Below are 17487 nucleotides of genomic sequence, written 5' to 3' on the forward strand. Positions count from 1 at the left end.
TTCGCGAGCAAGCCCGCTCCCACATTGGATTGGGTGCCATTCAAATTGTGTGCAAATCGATACAGCGTATTAAATTCAAGACACACCTTCTTTGAACCTCGCCGGTTCAGGCTTCGCCCTCTCCTCCCTGTCTGCCTGTATTGATTTCAATACGGGACTGATTCTCCCAACATATCAAAAACAACCTACCCAATTGATTTAAAACAAATAAACCAACCCTGGCACCACCCTTGCTATCTCTCCCACAACCCACCCGCTGCCCCGTGCTGCGGAAAAAACCAGAACAATGAGGAGTGGATATGAGCGAATTACGCTTCACCAGCGATCACGAATGGCTGCGTCTTGAAAGCGACGGACTGGTCACCGTCGGCATCACCGCCTTCGCCCAACAGGCGTTGGGGGATGTGGTGTTCGTGCAACTGGCCGAACTGGGCGCTTTCAGTGCCGGGGTCGAGGTGTCGGTGGTGGAGTCGGTCAAGGCGGCCAGCAGCATCTGCATGCCGGTGGACGGCGAGATTCTGGAAGTGAACAAACAACTCGATGGCGATCCCGAGTTGGTGAACAACGACCCAATGGGCGAAGGCTGGTTTTTCCGCATGCGCCCCAACGATGCCAGTGCCCTCGACAGCCTCCTCGACCAGGCCGCCTACGACCGCCTGATTCAGGACCAGACCGACGCATGACCGCTTCGCCCCACCCCCTGTAGGAGCGAGCATGCTCGCGATGGTCGTCAACGATAACGCTGGAAACCTGACACCCCGCGTTTTCTCAGGTCCATCGCGAGCAAGCTCGCTCCTACATGGGACAGAAGAACAAATCACGGAACAACCAAAGGACCGCACCATGTTCAGCAAACACGACCAGATCCAGGGCTACGACGACGAACTGCTGGCGGCGATGAACGCCGAGGACGCGCGGCAGGAGCATCACATCGAGTTGATCGCTTCGGAAAACTACACCAGCCGGCGGGTGATGCAGGCCCAGGGCAGCGGCCTGACCAACAAGTACGCCGAAGGTTATCCGGGCAAGCGCTACTACGGCGGTTGCGAGCACGTCGACGTGGTAGAGCAACTGGCGATCGACCGCGCCAAACAGCTGTTCGGCGCCGACTACGCCAACGTCCAGCCGCACTCCGGCAGCCAGGCCAACGCCGCGGTGTACCTGGCCCTGCTGCAGGCCGGCGACACCGTGCTGGGCATGAGCCTGGCCCACGGCGGCCACCTGACCCACGGCGCCAAAGTCAGTTTCTCCGGCAAGTTGTATAACGCTGTGCAGTACGGCATCGACACCGCCACCGGGCTGATCGACTACGACGAGGTGGAGCGCCTCGCGCTTGAGCACCAGCCGAAGATGATCATCGCCGGCTTCTCCGCCTATTCCAAAACCCTGGACTTCCCGCGCTTTCGCGAGATCGCCGACAAGGTCGGCGCCTATCTGTTTGTCGACATGGCCCACGTCGCCGGGCTGGTGGCGACCGGTCTGTATCCGAACCCGATTCCCTTCGCCGACGTGGTGACGACCACCACCCACAAGACCCTGCGCGGTCCTCGTGGCGGCCTGATCCTGGCCAAAGCTAATGCGGAGCTGGAGAAGAAGCTCAACGCCGCCGTGTTTCCCGGCGGCCAGGGTGGTCCGTTGATGCATGTGATCGCGGCCAAGGCGGTGTGTTTCAAGGAAGCGCTTGAGCCGGCATTCAAGGCCTATCAGACCCAGGTGATCCGCAATGCCCAGGCCATGGCCGAGGTGTTTATCAAGCGCGGCTACGATGTGGTTTCCGGCGGCACCGACAACCATCTGTTCCTGGTCAGCCTGATCCGCCAGGGCCTGACCGGCAAAGATGCCGACGCCGCCCTGGGCCGCGCCGGCATCACCGTGAACAAGAACGCGGTACCGAACGATCCGCAATCGCCCTTCGTGACCTCCGGCCTGCGCATCGGCACCCCGGCCATCACCAGCCGTGGTTTCAAGGAAGCCCAGAGCATCGAGTTGGCCGGCTGGATCTGCGACATCCTCGACCACCTGGGCGATGCCGACGTCGAAGCACAAGTCGCGCGGCAGGCGGCGGCGATGTGCAGCGATTTCCCCGTCTACCGCGACTGATTGGCTGCCACAACCAAACCGAAACACAATCCCTGTAGGAGCGAGGCTTGCCCGCGAAGAGGCCGGCACATCCAGTATTGTTGGAGACTGGCACACCGCTTTCGCGAGCAAGCTTCGCTCCTACAGGTCCTGCGGCGGTTTGAAAGATCGGCATTAGCCACAGGTTTTGTGCGTTGGAGCGGATTTCGGTCCATGATGTGCGCACTCGCGTTCATGTATGGAGACCCGGCCCGATGTCATTTGCAGTCCGAACCTGCAGCCTGTCGCTGCTGCTCACCCTCGCCGGATTCGCCGGGGCCGAAGACAGGCCCGAGCACATGGTGTACCTGCGCACCATCGACCCCACCATCGAACAGGACATCCGTTACTCCACCCCACACAACTTCACCGGCCACCCACTCGACGGTTATGAAGCCCCGGAATGCCTGTTGTCGGTGGAAGCAGCCAAGGCCCTTTCCCGCGTACAAACAGCATTGAAAACCAAAGGCTACGGCCTGAAAGTCTTCGACTGCTATCGCCCGGCCCGAGCGGTGGCGGACATGGGCCGGTTCACCACCGAACCCGGCGACCCGCGCAAACCTGAGTTCTACCCGCAAGTCGCCAAGCAGGACTTCTGGCGCCTGGGCTACGTGGCGCGAGTCTCCAATCATTCCAAAGGCAGCACCGTCGACCTGACCCTGACCGGCCCCGGCGCCCTGCCCGCCGACACCTGGTCGCCCGCCGCCAAACCCGTCGACTGCACCGCACCCTACGCCGAGCGCTGGCACGACGGCGCCGTCGACATGGGCACCGGCTTCGATTGCTTCGACGAACGCGCGCACACCGACACCACCCTGATCAACGCAAGCGCCCTGGAAAATCGCCAGCGCCTGACCAAGGCCATGGAAAAGGAAGGCTTCACCGGCTACTCCGCCGAGTGGTGGCATTTCACCTATACGCGGGACGCTTCGTTGAAGACCGTGATGGACTTCCCCATCACGCCGATTGAAGCCAAACCATGAAGCGCCTGATCAAGACCTGTGCCCTGCTGCTGTTGCCCGGTCTTGCGATGGCTCGGGGGCTCGACGACAGTCAGCAACTGATCGTGGTCATCAGCAAGGACTGGGACGCCATCCAGGCCACTGCCCAGCGTTACGAACGCCATGGCGAAAACTTTGAAAAATTCGAAGGCCCGTTTCCGGTAGTGCTCGGCAAAAACGGCATGGGCTGGGGCAAGGGAATCGAGCCCATCGACACCGCCCAAGGCCCAAAAAAGCAGGAAGGCGACGGCAAGGCCCCGGCCGGCATGTTCAAACTGGCAACGGCATTTGGCTACGCGCCTTCCGCTGAAACCCGCCTGCCCTACCTGGAACTGACAACAAACATCGAATGCGTGGATGACAGCCAGTCCGGTCGCTACAACCAACTCGTCGACGGCACGACAGTAAGCAAAGACTGGAACAGCTCCGAACGCATGCGGCGCAACGATGACTTGTACCGCCAGGGCATTTTCATCGAGCACAACACCCCGGCCGGACCGAACGCAGGTTCCTGCATTTTCTTCCACATCTGGCGCAGCCCATCGACACCGACTCGTGGCTGCACCGCCATGGCCCCGGCGGATATCCAACGTTTGTTCAGCTGGCTCGATCCGCACCGTTCTCCTTTGCTGGTGCAACTGCCGGAATCGGAATACGAACGGCTGCGCGAGCGCTGGAAACTTCCCGAGCGTTGATCAGCCTTCGGACTGCCGAGCGGCCTGGCATTCGCCATTTGCTCTGACGCAACCTGTGCCAGGTATCGATGAAGGGCGTCACGATCAGGCCCCAGATCGTCAGGTAACGCTGATCCCCCGCCTCTCCGGTGCCGAAACGGATCGCTTCGGGCTTCGATCGAGTGACGTAGAGCGTGCCGAACATCCAGTCCCAGAGTGACAGGTTGACCGCGAAATTCTTGTTGTGATGCCTACGTGCGTCGCTGTGATGAATCTGATGCTGCGCCGGGCTGTTGATCACGTGTTCGACCGCCGGCCCGAAGGACAGCCAGACATGACTGTGTCGCAGGTTGGCCGCCAGGGCATTGAAGATGAACACGATGTAGGTCACCCCGAACAACGTGTAGCGGCTGATCTCGCCGCCACAGGCGTACCAGAAGATGCCGGCGAAGGCGCCGATGAAAACGATGTCCATCAGCCGCTCGATGATTTTCTCCACGAAATGCACTCGGCTGGCCGTGACTGGAACCATTACCGGCGCCGAATGGTGAACCTTGTGGAATGCCCACAGGTAGCGCGAATGGTAGGCGCGATGGGCCCAGTACTGCGCGAAGTCCTGCACCACAAAAACCCCCAGGCCATAGAGCAGCGTTAATGCCAAATGCTCTTCGACCTGCACCCGCGCGCCCCAGAGCTGGGTGAAGAAATGCACGTAATCCAGGGAGCGCAGCACATAGGGATCCACCAGCCCCACGATCGGCACCACCAGTACGACCTTGAGAATCGCGCGCACGAAGTAGTAGCGGCAGTCGAGCAGCGCAGAGGGATGAAAATGCACCCGGTTGCCGCCCAGGAACGCCCAGAACGTCGGCGCATCGCTCAGGCCGCGGGCCTTTCGATAGCGATACAGGCCGTAGGCAACGGTGTAGGAGGTAAACAGAAAGGCCACGCACAGACGGCCATTGAGGTCGAACAGGCCGAGGAACTGCTCGCTGACAGGCGCGATGATCCACCTGAACAGGTGTTGGTAGAGTGTCGTGAACACGTCCATTACGTGGTTACCGAAATGCGGGACTACGGGTAACGAAATGCAGAAACGAACACGCTCGCGACAAACGCGGGGGATGGCGCGGGAATCCGGGATCCCGTGTCATCGTTCGCGTCCATCGCGAGCGTGCTCGCTCCTACAGGGGTATCACCGATTGTAGCCGTTATTGCGGATGTTTCTTGTTCACCCGACGTAGGAGCAAGGCTTGCCCGCGAAGAGGCCGGCGACTGCGACATCTTCACTGCCTGACCCACCGCCTTCGCGGGCAAGCCTCGCTCCTACGGTGCGGTGTTCATGATGTTGTACAACTGCGGCCGGCGGTCGCGGTGCAGGTCATTGCGCTGGCTGATGCGCTTGTTGCGCGCCTCGGCAAGATTCAGGCTGGCCAGCAGCATCTGTTCGCCGCCCTGCTCCGCCGGCCCGGCCAATGGATAGCCGTCGGCGTCGACGATCACCGAACCTTGGACCCAACTCACGCCACGCTCGTGACCGTGGCGGTCGCAGGCGGCAATGAACATGCGGTTCACCGAGGCGTTGGCCTGAACCCGCAGGACTTCCGCCGGGCGCTCGGTCAGTGGTCGTGGACCGTCAGGCCAGTTGACCGGCGCGCAAAGCAGGTTCGCACCGGCCAGCGCCGGCAAGCGCACCCACTCCGGGAACTCCAGGTCGTAGCAGATCAGCACGCCGATGCGCCCGTGGACGGTGTCGATGACCGGCGGTGCGGCATCACCGGCTGTGAAGATGTCCTTCTCGGCATCCCACAGATGCGCCTTGCGGTACACCGCGCGCAGGCCCTGGGCATCGATCAGCGCAGCGCTGTTGGCCAGTTCGTCGCCGGGCAGGCGCTCACAGAAACCGCCCACCACTACAAGGTTCAGCTCCCGCGCCAACGCCTGCCACAGTTGCAGGGTCGGCCCGTCGCGGGTTTCCGCCAGGGCCAGGGCTTCGTCGCGGTCTTCGAATACATAACCGCTCTGCACCAGCTCCGGCAGCACCACCACTTGGGCGCCTTGCAGAGCTGCCGAGCGGATGGCCCGTTCGGTCAGGCTGCGATTGTGTGCGAGGTCGCCGACTTTCGGTGCCAGTTGGCAGCAGGCGACCACCGTGTTTTTTACAGCGTTCAACGCAGCGCCTCCGCAGATGAATGAGTCATGGCGACAATGTCCTTTTCGCTGATCGTCTCGATGACCCGGCGCTCGGCGTCCAGGTCCAGCGAGCGGCTGAGGATGTAATAGGTCAGGCCTGATACCACCAGTCCCACCAGCCAGGCGATGTCGACGCCTTCGAGTACCCGCGCCAGCGGGCCGACGAACACTTCCTTACCGGCGGCGGCATCGAAGATGTAGAAGAACGGCACCATGGCGGCAAAGCCGATCAGGTACGAGACGATGCCGCGAAATTGCCAGGCGCCGTAGATGCCCTTCGGCGTGAAGAAATGCGGGATCGCATAGCGCCCTTTGCGCACGAAGAAGTAGTCCACCAGATTGACCGCGGTCCATGGCACCAGGAAGTACAGCAGCAGGACCAGGAAGGTGTTCAACAGCGCAATCCCGTCACCCTTGATCGACAGCACGCAGGTCAACAGGATGACGCTGATTGCACTGATCGACAGCACCCGGGCGCGGGGTGTCGGGTTGATCTTCTTGACCGAGTCGACACCGGTCAGCAGCGTCAGCATGGCGCTGTAGGTGTTCAGCGCGATGATCGGCAGGAAGCCCGCCACCGACACGATAACCAACACGCTGCCCAGCCCCGGCATCATCGAGGAGCCGACCTGGTTCAACGCCACCAGCGCATCCGCCGCTTTCAGTTCCTGGGCCAGCCAGGCACCCAGACCAATCATCCAGCTGCCGGACAACGAAGCGCCGATGAACACCGCCGCGATCAGTTTCGGCCGGCTGGTGTTTTTCGGCAGGTAGCGCGAGTAATCGGACACGTACGGTGCATAGGAAATGTTGTAGCTGGCGCCGATGGCGAACAGCGTCGCGAAGGCAATCCAGTTGAAGCCCAGCTCGGTCGTCGGGGCGACGCCTTCGGTGCCCGCGCCGAACATCAGGGCGATGGTCACCAGCGCATACAACGGCAGGGTCGCCAGCAAGGCCCATTTGAAGGCCTTGTGCATCAGGTCGTGACCGTAGATCGACAACAGCGAGCCGACGGCCACCACAGCCACGGCGACGATCACCGGATTGAAGCCGAACACGTGTTCCAGCCCGTTCATGATCAGCGAGATGTTGACCACGTTGAAGCCGACGAACACGAACATGGTCGCCATCAATGCCAGGATCACCCCGCGATAACCGAACTGGGCACGGGACTGGATCATCTGCGGCAGGCCCATCTCCGGCCCTTGGGAACCATGGAACGCCATGAAAATAGTGCCGAACATGATGCCCAAGGCGCCGGCCAGCATGGTCCACAGCGCCGACAGGCCGAGGCTCGGGCCGACGAAACCGATGGAGATGGTGAAGAAGTGGAAATTGCCGAGGAACCAGAACGGCCCTTGGCTTGAGAGTTTGGCGTGGCGTTCGTTTTCCGGAATGTAGTCGATCGAGTGACCTTCGATGGCCAATCCGCTGCCGACCTCGGTGGCCTGTGCAGAAAGTGGGGACCCTGACATACGATGGTTCCTATGCAGTTGATGTTGTTTTTGTTGTGGGTGCAGCGGCCGTTTCGACATCCAGATCAGGTGAAACTCCAGAAAAAGCTGACGATGACCCTGGTTTCCCTGCAATGTATGGCGTCGGTCAGGGCAATAAAATATCGCAGGCACACTGTTTACATAGATCCGCATCTATGTGAATGCACATCGGGAGCCCCCATGCTGGGAACTGTAACGGAGCTGGATCTGCGCTTGATCCGGGTGTTTCTCACCGTCGTCGAGGCCGGCGGGATTTCGGCGGCGCAGACCGCGCTCAACACCACGCAACCGACCATCAGCGCACAACTGGCGACACTGGAGGCGCGGGTGGGTTTTCGCCTGTGCGAACGAGGTCGCGGCGGGTTTTCGGTGACGCCCAAGGGCGGGCAGTTCGTCGAGGCGGCGCGGCGTTTGCTGGCCGCCGCCGAGGGTTTTCGCGTTGAGGTGCAGCACATCAACCGCAAGGTCTCGGGCAACCTCAACATCGGCCTGCTCGGGCAGATCGACCCGGTGGCGAACAAGAAAATCGGCCAGGCGATCGCCCGCCTCCGGGCCCGGCACGAGGGGCTGTATTTTCATTTCACCGAGCTGTCGTCGTCCTTGCTGGAAGAGAAGATCATCAACAGCCATATCGACCTGGCCATCGGTTACTTCTGGCATCGATTGCCCAACATCGACTACTTCCCGCTGTTCCAGGAAACCCAGATCGCCTACTGCGCGCCGTCGCATCCGCTGTTCGGGCAGGTGGGTGAATTGACTCGGGAGGATGTCAGCCATTACGACTGGGTCTGGCCCAGCCATCCGCTGCCGGAAATGCCGGCGCCTACTTCACTTGAGCGTTTGAGCGTGCTGACCGACAGCATGGATGGGGCGGCGTTGCTGATTCTGTCCGGCCAGCATCTGGGGTTTCTGCCGCAACACTATGCGGCGCGGCATGAGCAACTGGGGCAGTTGCATCCGCTCAATCCGCAGTTGCTGCGCTATGAGGTGGGGTTTCATGCGGCGGTGCGGCACTCGGCGCGGCAGCGGGATTTGGTGAGTGCGTTTCTCAATGAACTGATCGAGATATTCAATTCGAACCCGTCCCTGTAGGAGCGAGCATGCTCGCGATGGTCGTTAACGATAACGCGGGGAACCTGATACCCCGCGGTGCCCTTCAGTCCATCGCGAGCATGCTCGCTCCTACAGGGGCGGTGGTGGTGTTAGAAGCGGATTTCGGCGGTGGAAACAACATCAACCCGCGCCACCGAGCTGCTCAGGTCCGCCCAGTCGCGGTTGTGTTCGGCAATGATGTCTTCGGCCTTCACGTTGCCGTTGTCCACGGTGGAATGCGCATCGCCCGCCAGCACCACGTCGTAGCCCAATTGATGAGCCTGGCGCAGGGTGGCGTTCACGCAGTAATCGGTCTGCAGGCCGCAGATGATCAGGCGTTCGAAATCCTCGACCGGCAACAGCTGTTGCAGGTTGGTCTGGTAGAACGAATCACCGGTGGTCTTGAACACGCGATGATCCTTGGGCGAGGTTTGCAGCCCTTCGGCCAGTTGCCAGCCCGAAGCTCCGTGTTTGAACAGCTCGCCCTCTTCCTCGTGCTGGATCAGCACCACCGGGATCCCGGCGCTGCGTGCCCTGGCGCTCAGGCTGTTGATGGTGTCGATGACCCGTTTGATCTCATGGCACTCGTACTCGCCCGAGCACAAAGCCTGTTGAACATCGATGATCAGCAATGCGGTGGTCATGGTCCTTCCTTGAGAAGTGAGTGAATCAGGGGACGAACATAGGCCCGTCCCCTGTTAAACACAACACTCAGTAGCCCAGCGACAACCCGGTGTTACGCCGTGGATCGTTGGCGCCGTAATAGCGGTTCTTGCCGACGGGTTTACCGTCCAGCGAAGGCGCCCCGACGATGATCGCCGCCAGATGGTTGGCATCCTGGGGACCGGCGAACTTGTGGCCCCAGCTTTCGAGGATCTTCACCGTGTCCGGGCTGGTGGTGAAGGCCTCGAGGTTGGTTTCCTCCGGCAGCCATTGCTGGTGGAAACGCGGTGCATCGACCGCTTCCTGGATGTTCATGCCGTAATCGATCACGTTGAGCATGGTCAGCAGGGTCGCGGTGATGATGCGACTGCCGCCGGGGGTGCCGACGACCATCACCACTTTGCCGTCCTTGGTCACGATGGTCGGGCTCATGGACGACAGCGGCGCCTTGCCGGGCGCGATCGCGTTGGCTTCGCCCTGCACCAGGCCGTACATGTTCGGCACGCCGACTTTGGAGGTGAAGTCGTCCATTTCGTCGTTGAGGATGACCCCGGTCTTGCTGGCCATGACCCCGGCACCGAACCAGTCGTTGAGGGTGTAGGTCACCGACACCGCGTTGCCCCACTTGTCGACGATGGAGTAATGGGTGGTGTTGCTGCCTTCATGGGGCGCCACGCCGGGCTTGAGCTCCTTGGAGTTGGCGGCCTTCTGCGGGTTGATCGCTTCACGCAGCTTGGTCGCGTAGTTTTTGTCGAGCAGGTGGGCAATCGGGTTTTTCACGAAATCCGGGTCGCCCAGGTAGCTGTTGCGGTCGACATAGGCGTGACGCATCGCTTCGATCTGGTAGTGCATGCCCTGGGCCGAGTGATAGCCCAGATCCTTCATCGGATAGCCTTCGAGGATGTTCATGATCTGGCAGATCACTACGCCGCCGGAGCTGGGCGGCGGGGCCGAGACCACGTGATAGCCGCGGTAATCGCACTCGATGGGCGCCAGTTCCCGGGTCTTGTATTTGTCCAGATCGGCCTGGGTGATGATGCCCTTGTTGGCCTGGCTGGAAGTGACGATGGCGTCGGCCACCCAACCTTTGTAGAAGCCGTCGGCGCCCTTGTCGGAGATGGTCCGCAGGGTTTTCGCCAGGTCTTTCTGCACGAGTTTCTGCCCGACCTGCATCGGCTCGCCGTTGCTCAGGAAGATCGAGCCGGAATCCTTCATGTCCTTCTTGAACACGTCGGTGGCGTACTCCAGCAGATCGACGTCGCCCTGCTCCAGCACGAAGCCGTCTTCGGCGAGTTTGATCGCCGGCGCAATCACGTCCTTGCGCGGTTTGGTGCCGTACTTGCTCAGGGCCAGTTCCATGCCGGACACGGTGCCCGGCACGCCGACGGCCAGGTGGCCGCGTGTGCTCAGGTCCGGAACGACGTTGCCGTCCTTGTCCAGGTACATGTTGGCGGTGGCGGCCAGCGGGGCTTTTTCCCGGAAGTCGAGGAAGGTCTTGCGCCCGTCCGCCAGTTGAATGGTCATGAAACCGCCGCCCCCCAGGTTACCCGCCGCCGGGTACACCACGGCCAGCGCATAGCCCACCGCGACCGCGGCATCGACGGCGTTGCCGCCGCTCTTGAGCACATCCACGCCGACGTGGCTGGCCAGATGCTGGGCGGTGACCACCATGCCGTTTTCGGCGGCAACCGGAGCGACGGAGGCGGCATGGGCCGTCAGGCAGCTGAGCGCCAACGAGGTCGCAATCAGCGTTTTGGCAAAAGGTTCGTACTTCATGAGTCGGTCTCTTGTTGTTTTAGGGCCCTGCGTTTGAGGGAACCTTCAAGCAGTACGAAGTATGGTCAAGATTGCGTATTGCGCCTCCCGGACGACGCAGTATCCTTAACGCCTGTTCAACAAACCGGCGCGGCACTTGGCATGACTTACACCTACACCACCCTGGCCTCCCCGGTCGGCGAGTTGAAGCTGGTGGCGAACGGTTCGCGACTGGCGGCCATCCTCTGGGAAAACGACAAACCCGGCCGGGTGCGTCTCGGTCCGATGAGCGAAGCGCCGGACAATCCGATCCTGATGCGCACGGCTGAGCAGTTGCGTGAATATTTCGCCGGGACCCGCAATCGATTCGAGCTGGAACTGGATTTCGCCGGGACGGAATTTCAGAAAAAGGTCTGGGCGGCGCTGCTGACCATTACCTTCGGCGAGACCCGCAGCTACAGCCAGATCGCCGAACAGATCGGCAATCCGAGCGCGGTGCGGGCGGTGAGAGCGGCGAATGGCAGGAACCCGATTTCGATCATTGCGCCTTGTCATCGGGTGATCGGTGCGTCGGGGAAACTCACGGGGTTTGCCGGGGGGCTTGAGGCGAAGGAGTTGTTGCTGACGCTTGAAGGTTGCGAGCTGAAGGAATTCAGCAGGATGGACGATCTGTTCCCGGCCTGACCCGGTCCATGTAGCAGTTGGTACATTGTGGCGAGGGGGCTTGTCGAAACGTCGCACCGCCCCGTTGGACTGCGCAGCAGGCCCATCTTTTGGGGACCGCTTCGCGCTCCAACGGGGGCAAGCCCCCTCGCCACAAATGCTACAGGTTCTCATGTAAGTTGAGCTTTGAATTCCTTCAGGTACTGAGTCGCCAGCGTCTCTTTCTGTTTATCGTCGAGCAGCTTGCCCGCCATCTGGAAGAACTTCTGCTCTTCTTCCTTGAGGTGATGGTGGACTTTATCCGACAGCTTCTTCGCGGTCGCCAGCCAGGCGGGGCTGGACATTTCGGTCTCGTCCAGTTCCTCCATCATTTCGTCCATTTCATGATGCTCGGCAATCGCGTGGCGACTCAGGTCGACGCCGTTGTCGAACTCCATCAGCGGAATATAGAAATGCCGCTCTTCAGCGGTTTCATGGGCCTGCAATTCTGATTTGAGCTGCTTGTAGGCCTCGACCCGCTCCGGGGTGTCGCCGCTGGTCTGGATCAATGCCTTGGCATAGGAACGCTGGCGCTCATGGCTCTCGCGCAGGGCTTCGAAAATGTTCACGGACGGTCCTCATCGGTCGCACTCTGGAATGGCGCGTCTGAATAAATGACATCTGCGCGTTGGCGACGGTTCCTCGCTGTTTTGCTGATGGAAGATTGGCGGCGACCACGATAGGCTGCGGATTCACAGCCATACGGATATAGCCATGACATTGCGGATCGAGTTCACCCCCACTCCCACCGAAGAGGAACGCCAGGCGATCCTGAAGCCGCTGCGCGCCTACAACGCATCGAAGGCGGACGGCGCGATTCCCGAGCACGTTGCCCTGCTGGTGCGCGACGAGAACGACCAGATCCTCGGCGGGCTCTATGCGCGGTTGTTTTATCAGTGGTTGTTCATTGACCTGCTGTCGGTGCCGGAGCAGGCCCGGGGACAGGGCATGGGCACGCGGTTGATGCAGATGGCCGAGGACCTGGCGCGGGAGAGAAAGTGCGTTGGACTGTGGCTCGACACCTTTGAATTCCAGGCGCCGGAGTTCTACCGCAAATGCGGTTACAGCGAGATCGGCCACATCGCCGACTACCCGCCGGGTCACAGGCATTTCTTCTTCCAGAAACGCCTGAATTACTGATTACACACATCCCCTGTAGGAGCGAGCATGCTCGCGATGGACGCAAGAACACCGCGGGGCATCAGGCAGCCAACGTTATCGTTAACGACCATCGCGAGCAAGCTAGCTCCTACAGTTGAATGCGTGCGCCAGTCACAAGCAGGTAGCAACTGCTGCCAACCGGCGCTTGGCAACGAAATCATCCTGCTGCGCGTAGTAGCTCAATACCGTACCCGAAGCATCGGTCGTCACGTCCACAAAGGACTCCGCCGAGCGCGTATACACCGTCGTGCCACCGTTCTCCCGTGGCTCCAGATAGCCGCTGGCATCCACGCCGAACACCGTTTCGTCCTGCCAGGAAAACTGCACGCACTGGGCCACGACTTTTTCCGGTTTGTCCGAGTTGAGGGTCTTGTACGGGGGTTTGCCGCGGGCGTCGCTCATTACCGAGCCTGCACAACCGGCCAGCATTGTCGCGGCCAGCGCCACCATCAGAATTCGCATTGCATTCGCTCATCGGAAAAAAGCGGACTGTATCACTGTGGCGGCCGGTGTCGTTCTGCTTTACTGCATACATCTACCGAAGGAGCGACCATGGCAGTACCCGAAGAACATCACGAACGGGCGTTGAAGCGCTTTCTCGATGAGCGCCCCGAGTTGCGTGAAGAACTCGACCACCTGAATCCCCTGCTCGCCCAGGCCAAGGGTGAGACGCTTGAGCAGTTTCGTGACGAGCGCCTGCATGAAGCGTTCGAGGCCGAAGCCGAGCGTCTTGGTCTGTTTGCCTGGGAACTGACCTTGCAACTGACCGCCGCGACACCCGAAGAGTACGAAACCCAGCGCCGGGAAGTGCACCGGGAAGTGGCGGAGATGGCGCGGATGGATTGGCTGGAGTATTGCGACCTGTATGGGATCAAACCCTGACCAGGTTGCTGATTTTGCATCGTTCGGGCGGGCCTCTTCGCGGGCAAGCTCGCTCCCACAGGTTTCGTGTCAAAGCCGCAACTGTCGGCATCTCATCAATCCTTGTGGGAGCGGGCTTGCCCGCGATGGAGCCAGTACAGCCAACATCGATTTAGCCGCCCCGCCGATAAAGCTTTATCATGGCCGCAGTTTCACTGATCGAGTCCGTCATGAAGTTCGCCATTTCCGTGTTTTCCGCCGCCCACGCGCCCTCCTCGCGCCGCGCCTTGCAGTTCGCCCAGGCGGCGCTCGCCGGCGGGCATGAGATTGTCCGGCTGTTTTTCTACCAGGAAGGCGTCTACAACGCGTCCAGCAGCGTGGTCACGCCCCAGGACGAGCTGGACTTGCCCAAGCAATGGCGCGCTTTCGTCAGCGATCATCAACTCGACGGCGTGGTCTGCATCGCCGCCGCCCTGCGCCGTGGCGTGCTGAACGAGGAAGAAGCCCGGCGCTATCAGCGTGAAGCGGTGGCCGTCGACAAGCCATGGGAGCTCTCCGGCCTCGGCCAGTTGCATGACGCGGTGCAGGATGCCGACCGCCTGATCTGTTTTGGAGGCGCGTGAAAATGGTCAAATCCCTGTTGATCATCAGCCGCCAGGCGCCATGGTCCGGCACCGCTGCCCGGGAAGCGCTGGACATCGTGCTGGCCGGAGGCGCCTTCGATCTGCCGATCGGCCTGCTGTTCCTCGATGACGGCGTGTTCCAGCTCGCCCCTCGCCAGAACGCAAAGGCCCTGCAACAGAAAGACCTGAGCGCCAATCTGCAGGCCTTGCCGATGTTCGGTGTCGAAGAACTCTTTGCCTGCGCCGACAGCGTTGCGCAACGCGGCCTGGACCCGAGCGCGCTGTCGCTGGAAGAAGCGCGGGTATTGGCCGCCGCTGACATCACCGCCCTCATTGACCGTTACGACCAGGTGATCACCCTCTGATGTCGACCTTGCATGTGTTGTCTCATTCCCCTTTCGGCGACGATCGCCTGGGCAGCTGCCTGCGCCTGATCGGCGGCGCCGACGCCCTGCTGCTGTCCGGCGACGCGGCCTACGCCTTGCAGCCGGGCACCGAGCCGTTCAAGGCCCTCGAAGCTCGCGGCCTGAAACTCTACATCCTCGCCGAAGACGCCGAAGCCCGCGCCATCGCGGTGCCGGACTGGGCCGAAGCGATCGATTACCCGGCCTTCGTCGAACTGTCGATCCACCACGACAAGGTCAACAGCTGGCTATGAAGGTATTGACCGTCGGCGCCCGCGCCATCGAATTGGACAAGGACGGCTTCCTGGTTGAATTGAGCGATTGGTCGACTGAAGTCGCCAGCGCCCTCGCGGCCGCCGAAGACATCGAACTGACCCCGGCCCACTGGGAAGTGCTCGAACTGCTGCGCAGTTTCTACGCCGAATTTCAGCTGTCGCCCGCCACTCGCCCGCTGATCAAGTACACCGCCTTGAAGCTCGGCCCGGACAAGGGCAACAGCCTGCACCTGAACCAACTGTTCAAAGGCACCCCCGCCAAACTCGCCGCGAAGCTGGCGGGCCTGCCCAAACCGACGAATTGCCTATGACCGACTATCCAGCGCTGACCCTCGAAACGCCCGCCGAACACCCCTTCGCCCAGTTCGTGCGGATCCTCGGCAAAGGCAAGCGCGGCGCCCGCGACCTGACCCGTGAAGAAGCCCGCGCCGCCATGGGCATGGTCCTCGACGAACAGGTCGAGGCCACCCAATTGGGCGCGTTCCTGATGCTGCTGCGCCACAAGGAAGAAAGCGCCGAGGAGATGGCCGGCTTCACCGAGGCCCTGCGTGAGCGCTTGCAGGCGCCGGCCCTGAAGGTCGATCTGGACTGGCCGACCTACGCCGGCAAGAAGCGCCATCTTCCGTGGTACCTGCTGGCGGCCAAGTGCCTGGCGCAGAACGGCGTGCGGATCTTCATGCACGGCGGCGGCGCGCATACGGCGGGTCGGCTGTACAGCGAGCAATTGCTGGAAACGCTGCAGATTCCGCTGTGCCGCAACTGGCAGCAGGTGGGTTCGGCTCTGGACAACGGTGGCCTGGCCTTCATGCCGCTGGTGGACTGGGCGCCGCAGCTGCAGCGCATGATCGACCTGCGTAATACCCTGGGCCTGCGCTCGCCGATCCATTCCCTGGCGCGGATTCTAAATCCGTTGGGCGCCCGCTGCGGCCTGCAAAGCATTTTCCATCCCGGCTATCAGGCGGTGCACCGCGAAGCCAGCGGCCTGCTTGGCGACACGGCGATCGTGATCAAGGGCGATGGCGGCGAGATCGAGATCAACCCCGATGCCGCCAGCCATCTGTACGGCACCGCGAACGGTGAAAGCTGGGACGAGGAATGGCCGCAACTGTCGAGCCAGCGTCACGTCAAACCCGCCAGCCTCGACCCCGAGCACCTCAAGGCCGTCTGGCGCGGCGATGTGGTCGACAGCTACCCGCAAATGGCGCTGATCTCCACCATGGCCCTGGCCCTGCGCGGTCTGGGTCAGCCCCGCGAACAAGCCTTCGAAACCGCCCAACGCTATTGGGATGCGCGGAACAAATCGATTTAACCGATAGTTACTCTTCGATCTTTGCGCTTTTTTATCGAACCTATTTCACTAGACTCTTCTCCAACGCTTATTGGTTGAGGAGTCTTGAACATGGGTTTGCTAGTCGAAGGTCAATGGCAGGACAAGTGGTACGAAAGCAGCAAGGACGGCGCGTTCCAGCGTGAACAGGCGCAGCGCCGCAACTGGGTGACCGCTGACGGCCAGCCAGGCCCGAGCGGTGTCGGAGGCTTTGCCGCCGAAGCCGGGCGCTACCACCTCTATGTTTCCCTGGCCTGTCCGTGGGCCCATCGCACGCTGATCCTGCGCAAGCTCAAGGGCCTGGAAAGCCTGATCGATGTGTCGGTGGTCAGTTGGTTGATGCTGGAAAACGGCTGGACCTTCGACAAGTCCCTGGGCTCCACCGGCGACAAGCTCGACAACTTCGAATTCATGCATCAGCGCTACACCGCCGACACTGTCGACTACACCGGTCGCGTGACCGTGCCGGTACTTTGGGACAAGCAGCAGAAGCGCATCGTCAGCAATGAATCGGCGGAAATCATCCGCATGTTCAACAGCGCCTTCGATGACCTGACCGGCAACGACCTGGACTTCTACCCGCAACCGCTGCGGGCCGAGATCGACACGCTGAACGAGCGCATTTATCCGGCAGTGAACAACGGCGTGTACCGCGCCGGGTTCGCCACTTCGCAGCAGGCCTATGAAGAAGCCTTCGATGAAGTGTTTGCCGAACTGGATCATCTGGAAACGCTGCTGGGCGCCAATCGTTACCTGGCAGGCGAATACCTGACCGAAGCGGATATTCGTTTGTTCACGACGATGATTCGCTTCGACGCGGTGTACCACGGGCACTTCAAGTGCAATCTGCGGCGCATCGCCGATTATCCGAACCTGTCGAACTGGCTGCGGGAGATGTATCAGTGGCCGGGGATCGCCGAGACGGTGGACTTCACCCACATCAAGAACCACTACTACGGCAGTCATAAGACCATCAACCCGACGGGCGTGGTGCCGAAAGGGCCGGAGCAGGATTTCACCGTGGCCCATGATCGGGCGCGGTTGAGTGGGAAAGGTGTTTGGCGCAGGGCCTGAGGTTCTTTAAAAGCATCGCGAGCAGGCTCGCTCCCACACTGGATCTGTGTCGTTCACAAATCCCCTGT

At 61.3% G+C, this 17487-nt stretch carries 21 protein-coding genes; 14 read left to right on the forward strand and 7 right to left on the reverse strand.

The genetic code is table 11. The features are described 5' to 3' along the window. Window positions 1-299: 299 nt before the first annotated feature. From gcvH to ACW9JE_RS20295, 4 genes are all read left to right on the forward strand, one after another. Window positions 300-683 (forward strand): glycine cleavage system protein GcvH, encoded by a 384-nt coding sequence (gene gcvH, locus ACW9JE_RS20280; protein ID WP_457433740.1) that lies wholly within the window; start codon window positions 300-302, stop codon window positions 681-683. A gap of 160 nt (window positions 684-843) precedes the next feature. Continuing rightward, window positions 844-2100 carry a serine hydroxymethyltransferase gene (gene glyA, locus ACW9JE_RS20285; protein ID WP_457433741.1) on the forward strand — a complete coding sequence of 419 codons (1257 nt, stop codon included), beginning with the start codon at window positions 844-846 and terminating at the stop codon, window positions 2098-2100. Between the two features lie 233 nt (window positions 2101-2333). After that, the gene (locus ACW9JE_RS20290) at window positions 2334-3101 is read left to right on the forward strand and encodes a M15 family metallopeptidase (protein WP_457433742.1); all 768 of its coding nucleotides are present in this window, start codon (window positions 2334-2336) and stop codon (window positions 3099-3101) included. Next, complete coding sequence (locus ACW9JE_RS20295; protein WP_457433743.1) at window positions 3098-3814, forward strand: L,D-transpeptidase family protein; 717 nt, start codon at window positions 3098-3100, stop codon at window positions 3812-3814. The genes ACW9JE_RS20290 and ACW9JE_RS20295 overlap by 4 nt, the downstream gene beginning before the upstream one ends. Here ACW9JE_RS20295 and ACW9JE_RS20300 read toward each other — a convergent pair. The 3 genes from ACW9JE_RS20300 to ACW9JE_RS20310 all read right to left on the reverse strand — a co-directional run bounded on the left by ACW9JE_RS20300 (window position 3717) and on the right by ACW9JE_RS20310 (window position 7461). After that, window positions 3717-4844, reverse strand: coding sequence for a sterol desaturase family protein (locus ACW9JE_RS20300; RefSeq protein WP_457433744.1), 1128 nt, complete (start codon window positions 4842-4844; stop codon window positions 3717-3719). The two genes, ACW9JE_RS20295 and ACW9JE_RS20300, sit on opposite strands and share 98 nt — an antisense overlap. 275 nt (window positions 4845-5119) lie before the next feature. Continuing rightward, window positions 5120-5965 carry a nitrilase family protein gene (locus tag ACW9JE_RS20305; RefSeq protein ID WP_457433745.1) on the reverse strand — a complete coding sequence of 282 codons (846 nt, stop codon included), beginning with the start codon at window positions 5963-5965 and terminating at the stop codon, window positions 5120-5122. Further along, the gene (locus ACW9JE_RS20310) at window positions 5962-7461 is read right to left on the reverse strand and encodes a purine-cytosine permease family protein (protein WP_457433746.1); all 1500 of its coding nucleotides are present in this window, start codon (window positions 7459-7461) and stop codon (window positions 5962-5964) included. Before ACW9JE_RS20310 ends, ACW9JE_RS20305 begins: the two co-directional genes overlap by 4 nt. 201 nt (window positions 7462-7662) lie before the next feature. Between ACW9JE_RS20310 and ACW9JE_RS20315 the strand changes: the two genes are divergently transcribed. Continuing rightward, window positions 7663-8574, forward strand: coding sequence for a LysR family transcriptional regulator (locus ACW9JE_RS20315; RefSeq protein WP_224533198.1), 912 nt, complete (start codon window positions 7663-7665; stop codon window positions 8572-8574). Between the two features lie 110 nt (window positions 8575-8684). On the opposite strand, the gene ACW9JE_RS20320 is transcribed toward ACW9JE_RS20315, so the two are convergent. Further along, entirely contained in the window at window positions 8685-9218 is a 534-nt protein-coding gene (locus ACW9JE_RS20320; RefSeq protein ID WP_457433747.1) for a cysteine hydrolase family protein, read from the reverse strand. Window positions 9219-9285: 67 nt separating this feature from the next. Further along, window positions 9286-11013 carry a gamma-glutamyltransferase gene (gene ggt / locus ACW9JE_RS20325; RefSeq protein ID WP_224533196.1) on the reverse strand — a complete coding sequence of 576 codons (1728 nt, stop codon included), beginning with the start codon at window positions 11011-11013 and terminating at the stop codon, window positions 9286-9288. Window positions 11014-11154: 141 nt separating this feature from the next. Between ggt and ACW9JE_RS20330 the strand changes: the two genes are divergently transcribed. After that, window positions 11155-11676 (forward strand): methylated-DNA--[protein]-cysteine S-methyltransferase, encoded by a 522-nt coding sequence (locus tag ACW9JE_RS20330; protein ID WP_457433748.1) that lies wholly within the window; start codon window positions 11155-11157, stop codon window positions 11674-11676. Window positions 11677-11825: 149 nt separating this feature from the next. Here ACW9JE_RS20330 and ACW9JE_RS20335 read toward each other — a convergent pair whose 3' ends face one another. Then, window positions 11826-12263, reverse strand: a complete 438-nt coding sequence (locus ACW9JE_RS20335; protein ID WP_457433749.1) for a hemerythrin domain-containing protein — start codon at window positions 12261-12263, stop codon at window positions 11826-11828. Between the two features lie 145 nt (window positions 12264-12408). Between ACW9JE_RS20335 and ACW9JE_RS20340 the strand changes: the two genes are divergently transcribed. Then, window positions 12409-12834: a GNAT family N-acetyltransferase gene (locus ACW9JE_RS20340; RefSeq protein WP_224533193.1), complete on the forward strand. Its 426-nt coding sequence runs from the start codon at window positions 12409-12411 to the stop codon at window positions 12832-12834. Between the two features lie 132 nt (window positions 12835-12966). Here ACW9JE_RS20340 and ACW9JE_RS20345 read toward each other — a convergent pair whose 3' ends face one another. Then, window positions 12967-13317 carry a hypothetical protein gene (locus ACW9JE_RS20345; protein WP_224533192.1) on the reverse strand — a complete coding sequence of 117 codons (351 nt, stop codon included), beginning with the start codon at window positions 13315-13317 and terminating at the stop codon, window positions 12967-12969. Between the two features lie 90 nt (window positions 13318-13407). Here ACW9JE_RS20345 and ACW9JE_RS20350 point away from each other — a divergent pair, with 90 nt between their 5' ends. The 7 genes from ACW9JE_RS20350 (at window position 13408) to ACW9JE_RS20380 (ending at window position 17419) form a co-directional block, all read left to right on the forward strand. After that, window positions 13408-13737 carry a DUF6388 family protein gene (locus ACW9JE_RS20350; RefSeq protein WP_457433750.1) on the forward strand — a complete coding sequence of 110 codons (330 nt, stop codon included), beginning with the start codon at window positions 13408-13410 and terminating at the stop codon, window positions 13735-13737. A 209-nt stretch (window positions 13738-13946) separates the two neighbouring features. Then, window positions 13947-14339, forward strand: a complete 393-nt coding sequence (gene tusD / locus ACW9JE_RS20355) for a sulfurtransferase complex subunit TusD (RefSeq protein ID WP_224533290.1) — start codon at window positions 13947-13949, stop codon at window positions 14337-14339. A gap of 2 nt (window positions 14340-14341) precedes the next feature. Then, the gene (tusC, locus tag ACW9JE_RS20360) at window positions 14342-14704 is read left to right on the forward strand and encodes a sulfurtransferase complex subunit TusC (RefSeq protein WP_457433751.1); all 363 of its coding nucleotides are present in this window, start codon (window positions 14342-14344) and stop codon (window positions 14702-14704) included. Continuing rightward, complete coding sequence (gene tusB, locus ACW9JE_RS20365) at window positions 14704-14997, forward strand: sulfurtransferase complex subunit TusB (protein WP_457433752.1); 294 nt, start codon at window positions 14704-14706, stop codon at window positions 14995-14997. Before tusC ends, tusB begins: the two co-directional genes overlap by 1 nt. Continuing rightward, a complete protein-coding gene (locus ACW9JE_RS20370) occupies window positions 14994-15329 on the forward strand; it encodes a TusE/DsrC/DsvC family sulfur relay protein (RefSeq protein WP_457433753.1) in 336 nt (111 codons plus the stop codon). Before tusB ends, ACW9JE_RS20370 begins: the two co-directional genes overlap by 4 nt. Further along, the gene (locus ACW9JE_RS20375; RefSeq protein WP_224533187.1) at window positions 15326-16327 is read left to right on the forward strand and encodes a glycosyl transferase family protein; all 1002 of its coding nucleotides are present in this window, start codon (window positions 15326-15328) and stop codon (window positions 16325-16327) included. Before ACW9JE_RS20370 ends, ACW9JE_RS20375 begins: the two co-directional genes overlap by 4 nt. Before the next feature lie 90 nt (window positions 16328-16417). Further along, window positions 16418-17419: a glutathione S-transferase family protein gene (locus ACW9JE_RS20380; RefSeq protein ID WP_457433754.1), complete on the forward strand. Its 1002-nt coding sequence runs from the start codon at window positions 16418-16420 to the stop codon at window positions 17417-17419. The last annotated feature ends 68 nt before the right edge of the window (window positions 17420-17487 follow it).

This window comes from Pseudomonas sp. SDO55104_S430, from assembly GCF_054070595.1.

Excerpts from the sequence above, each read along its gene's own strand:
- ACW9JE_RS20380 (WP_457433754.1), top strand. The coding sequence starts at position 16,418 with ATGGGTTTGCTAGTCGAAGGTCAATGGCAGGACAAGTGGTACGAAAGC.
- ACW9JE_RS20350 (WP_457433750.1), top strand. The coding sequence starts at position 13,408 with ATGGCAGTACCCGAAGAACATCACGAACGGGCGTTGAAGCGCTTTCTC.
- ACW9JE_RS20300 (WP_457433744.1), bottom strand. The coding sequence starts at position 4,844 with ATGGACGTGTTCACGACACTCTACCAACACCTGTTCAGGTGGATCATC.
- ACW9JE_RS20320 (WP_457433747.1), bottom strand. The coding sequence starts at position 9,218 with ATGACCACCGCATTGCTGATCATCGATGTTCAACAGGCTTTGTGCTCG.
- tusC (WP_457433751.1), top strand. The coding sequence starts at position 14,342 with ATGGTCAAATCCCTGTTGATCATCAGCCGCCAGGCGCCATGGTCCGGC.
- ACW9JE_RS20295 (WP_457433743.1), top strand. The coding sequence starts at position 3,098 with ATGAAGCGCCTGATCAAGACCTGTGCCCTGCTGCTGTTGCCCGGTCTT.
- ACW9JE_RS20330 (WP_457433748.1), top strand. The coding sequence starts at position 11,155 with ATGACTTACACCTACACCACCCTGGCCTCCCCGGTCGGCGAGTTGAAG.
- glyA (WP_457433741.1), top strand. The coding sequence starts at position 844 with ATGTTCAGCAAACACGACCAGATCCAGGGCTACGACGACGAACTGCTG.
- tusB (WP_457433752.1), top strand. The coding sequence starts at position 14,704 with ATGTCGACCTTGCATGTGTTGTCTCATTCCCCTTTCGGCGACGATCGC.
- tusD (WP_224533290.1), top strand. The coding sequence starts at position 13,947 with ATGAAGTTCGCCATTTCCGTGTTTTCCGCCGCCCACGCGCCCTCCTCG.
- ACW9JE_RS20345 (WP_224533192.1), bottom strand. The coding sequence starts at position 13,317 with ATGCGAATTCTGATGGTGGCGCTGGCCGCGACAATGCTGGCCGGTTGT.
- ggt (WP_224533196.1), bottom strand. The coding sequence starts at position 11,013 with ATGAAGTACGAACCTTTTGCCAAAACGCTGATTGCGACCTCGTTGGCG.
- ACW9JE_RS20310 (WP_457433746.1), bottom strand. The coding sequence starts at position 7,461 with ATGTCAGGGTCCCCACTTTCTGCACAGGCCACCGAGGTCGGCAGCGGA.
- gcvH (WP_457433740.1), top strand. The coding sequence starts at position 300 with ATGAGCGAATTACGCTTCACCAGCGATCACGAATGGCTGCGTCTTGAA.
- ACW9JE_RS20375 (WP_224533187.1), top strand. The coding sequence starts at position 15,326 with ATGACCGACTATCCAGCGCTGACCCTCGAAACGCCCGCCGAACACCCC.
- ACW9JE_RS20315 (WP_224533198.1), top strand. The coding sequence starts at position 7,663 with ATGCTGGGAACTGTAACGGAGCTGGATCTGCGCTTGATCCGGGTGTTT.
- ACW9JE_RS20340 (WP_224533193.1), top strand. The coding sequence starts at position 12,409 with ATGACATTGCGGATCGAGTTCACCCCCACTCCCACCGAAGAGGAACGC.
- ACW9JE_RS20290 (WP_457433742.1), top strand. The coding sequence starts at position 2,334 with ATGTCATTTGCAGTCCGAACCTGCAGCCTGTCGCTGCTGCTCACCCTC.
- ACW9JE_RS20370 (WP_457433753.1), top strand. The coding sequence starts at position 14,994 with ATGAAGGTATTGACCGTCGGCGCCCGCGCCATCGAATTGGACAAGGAC.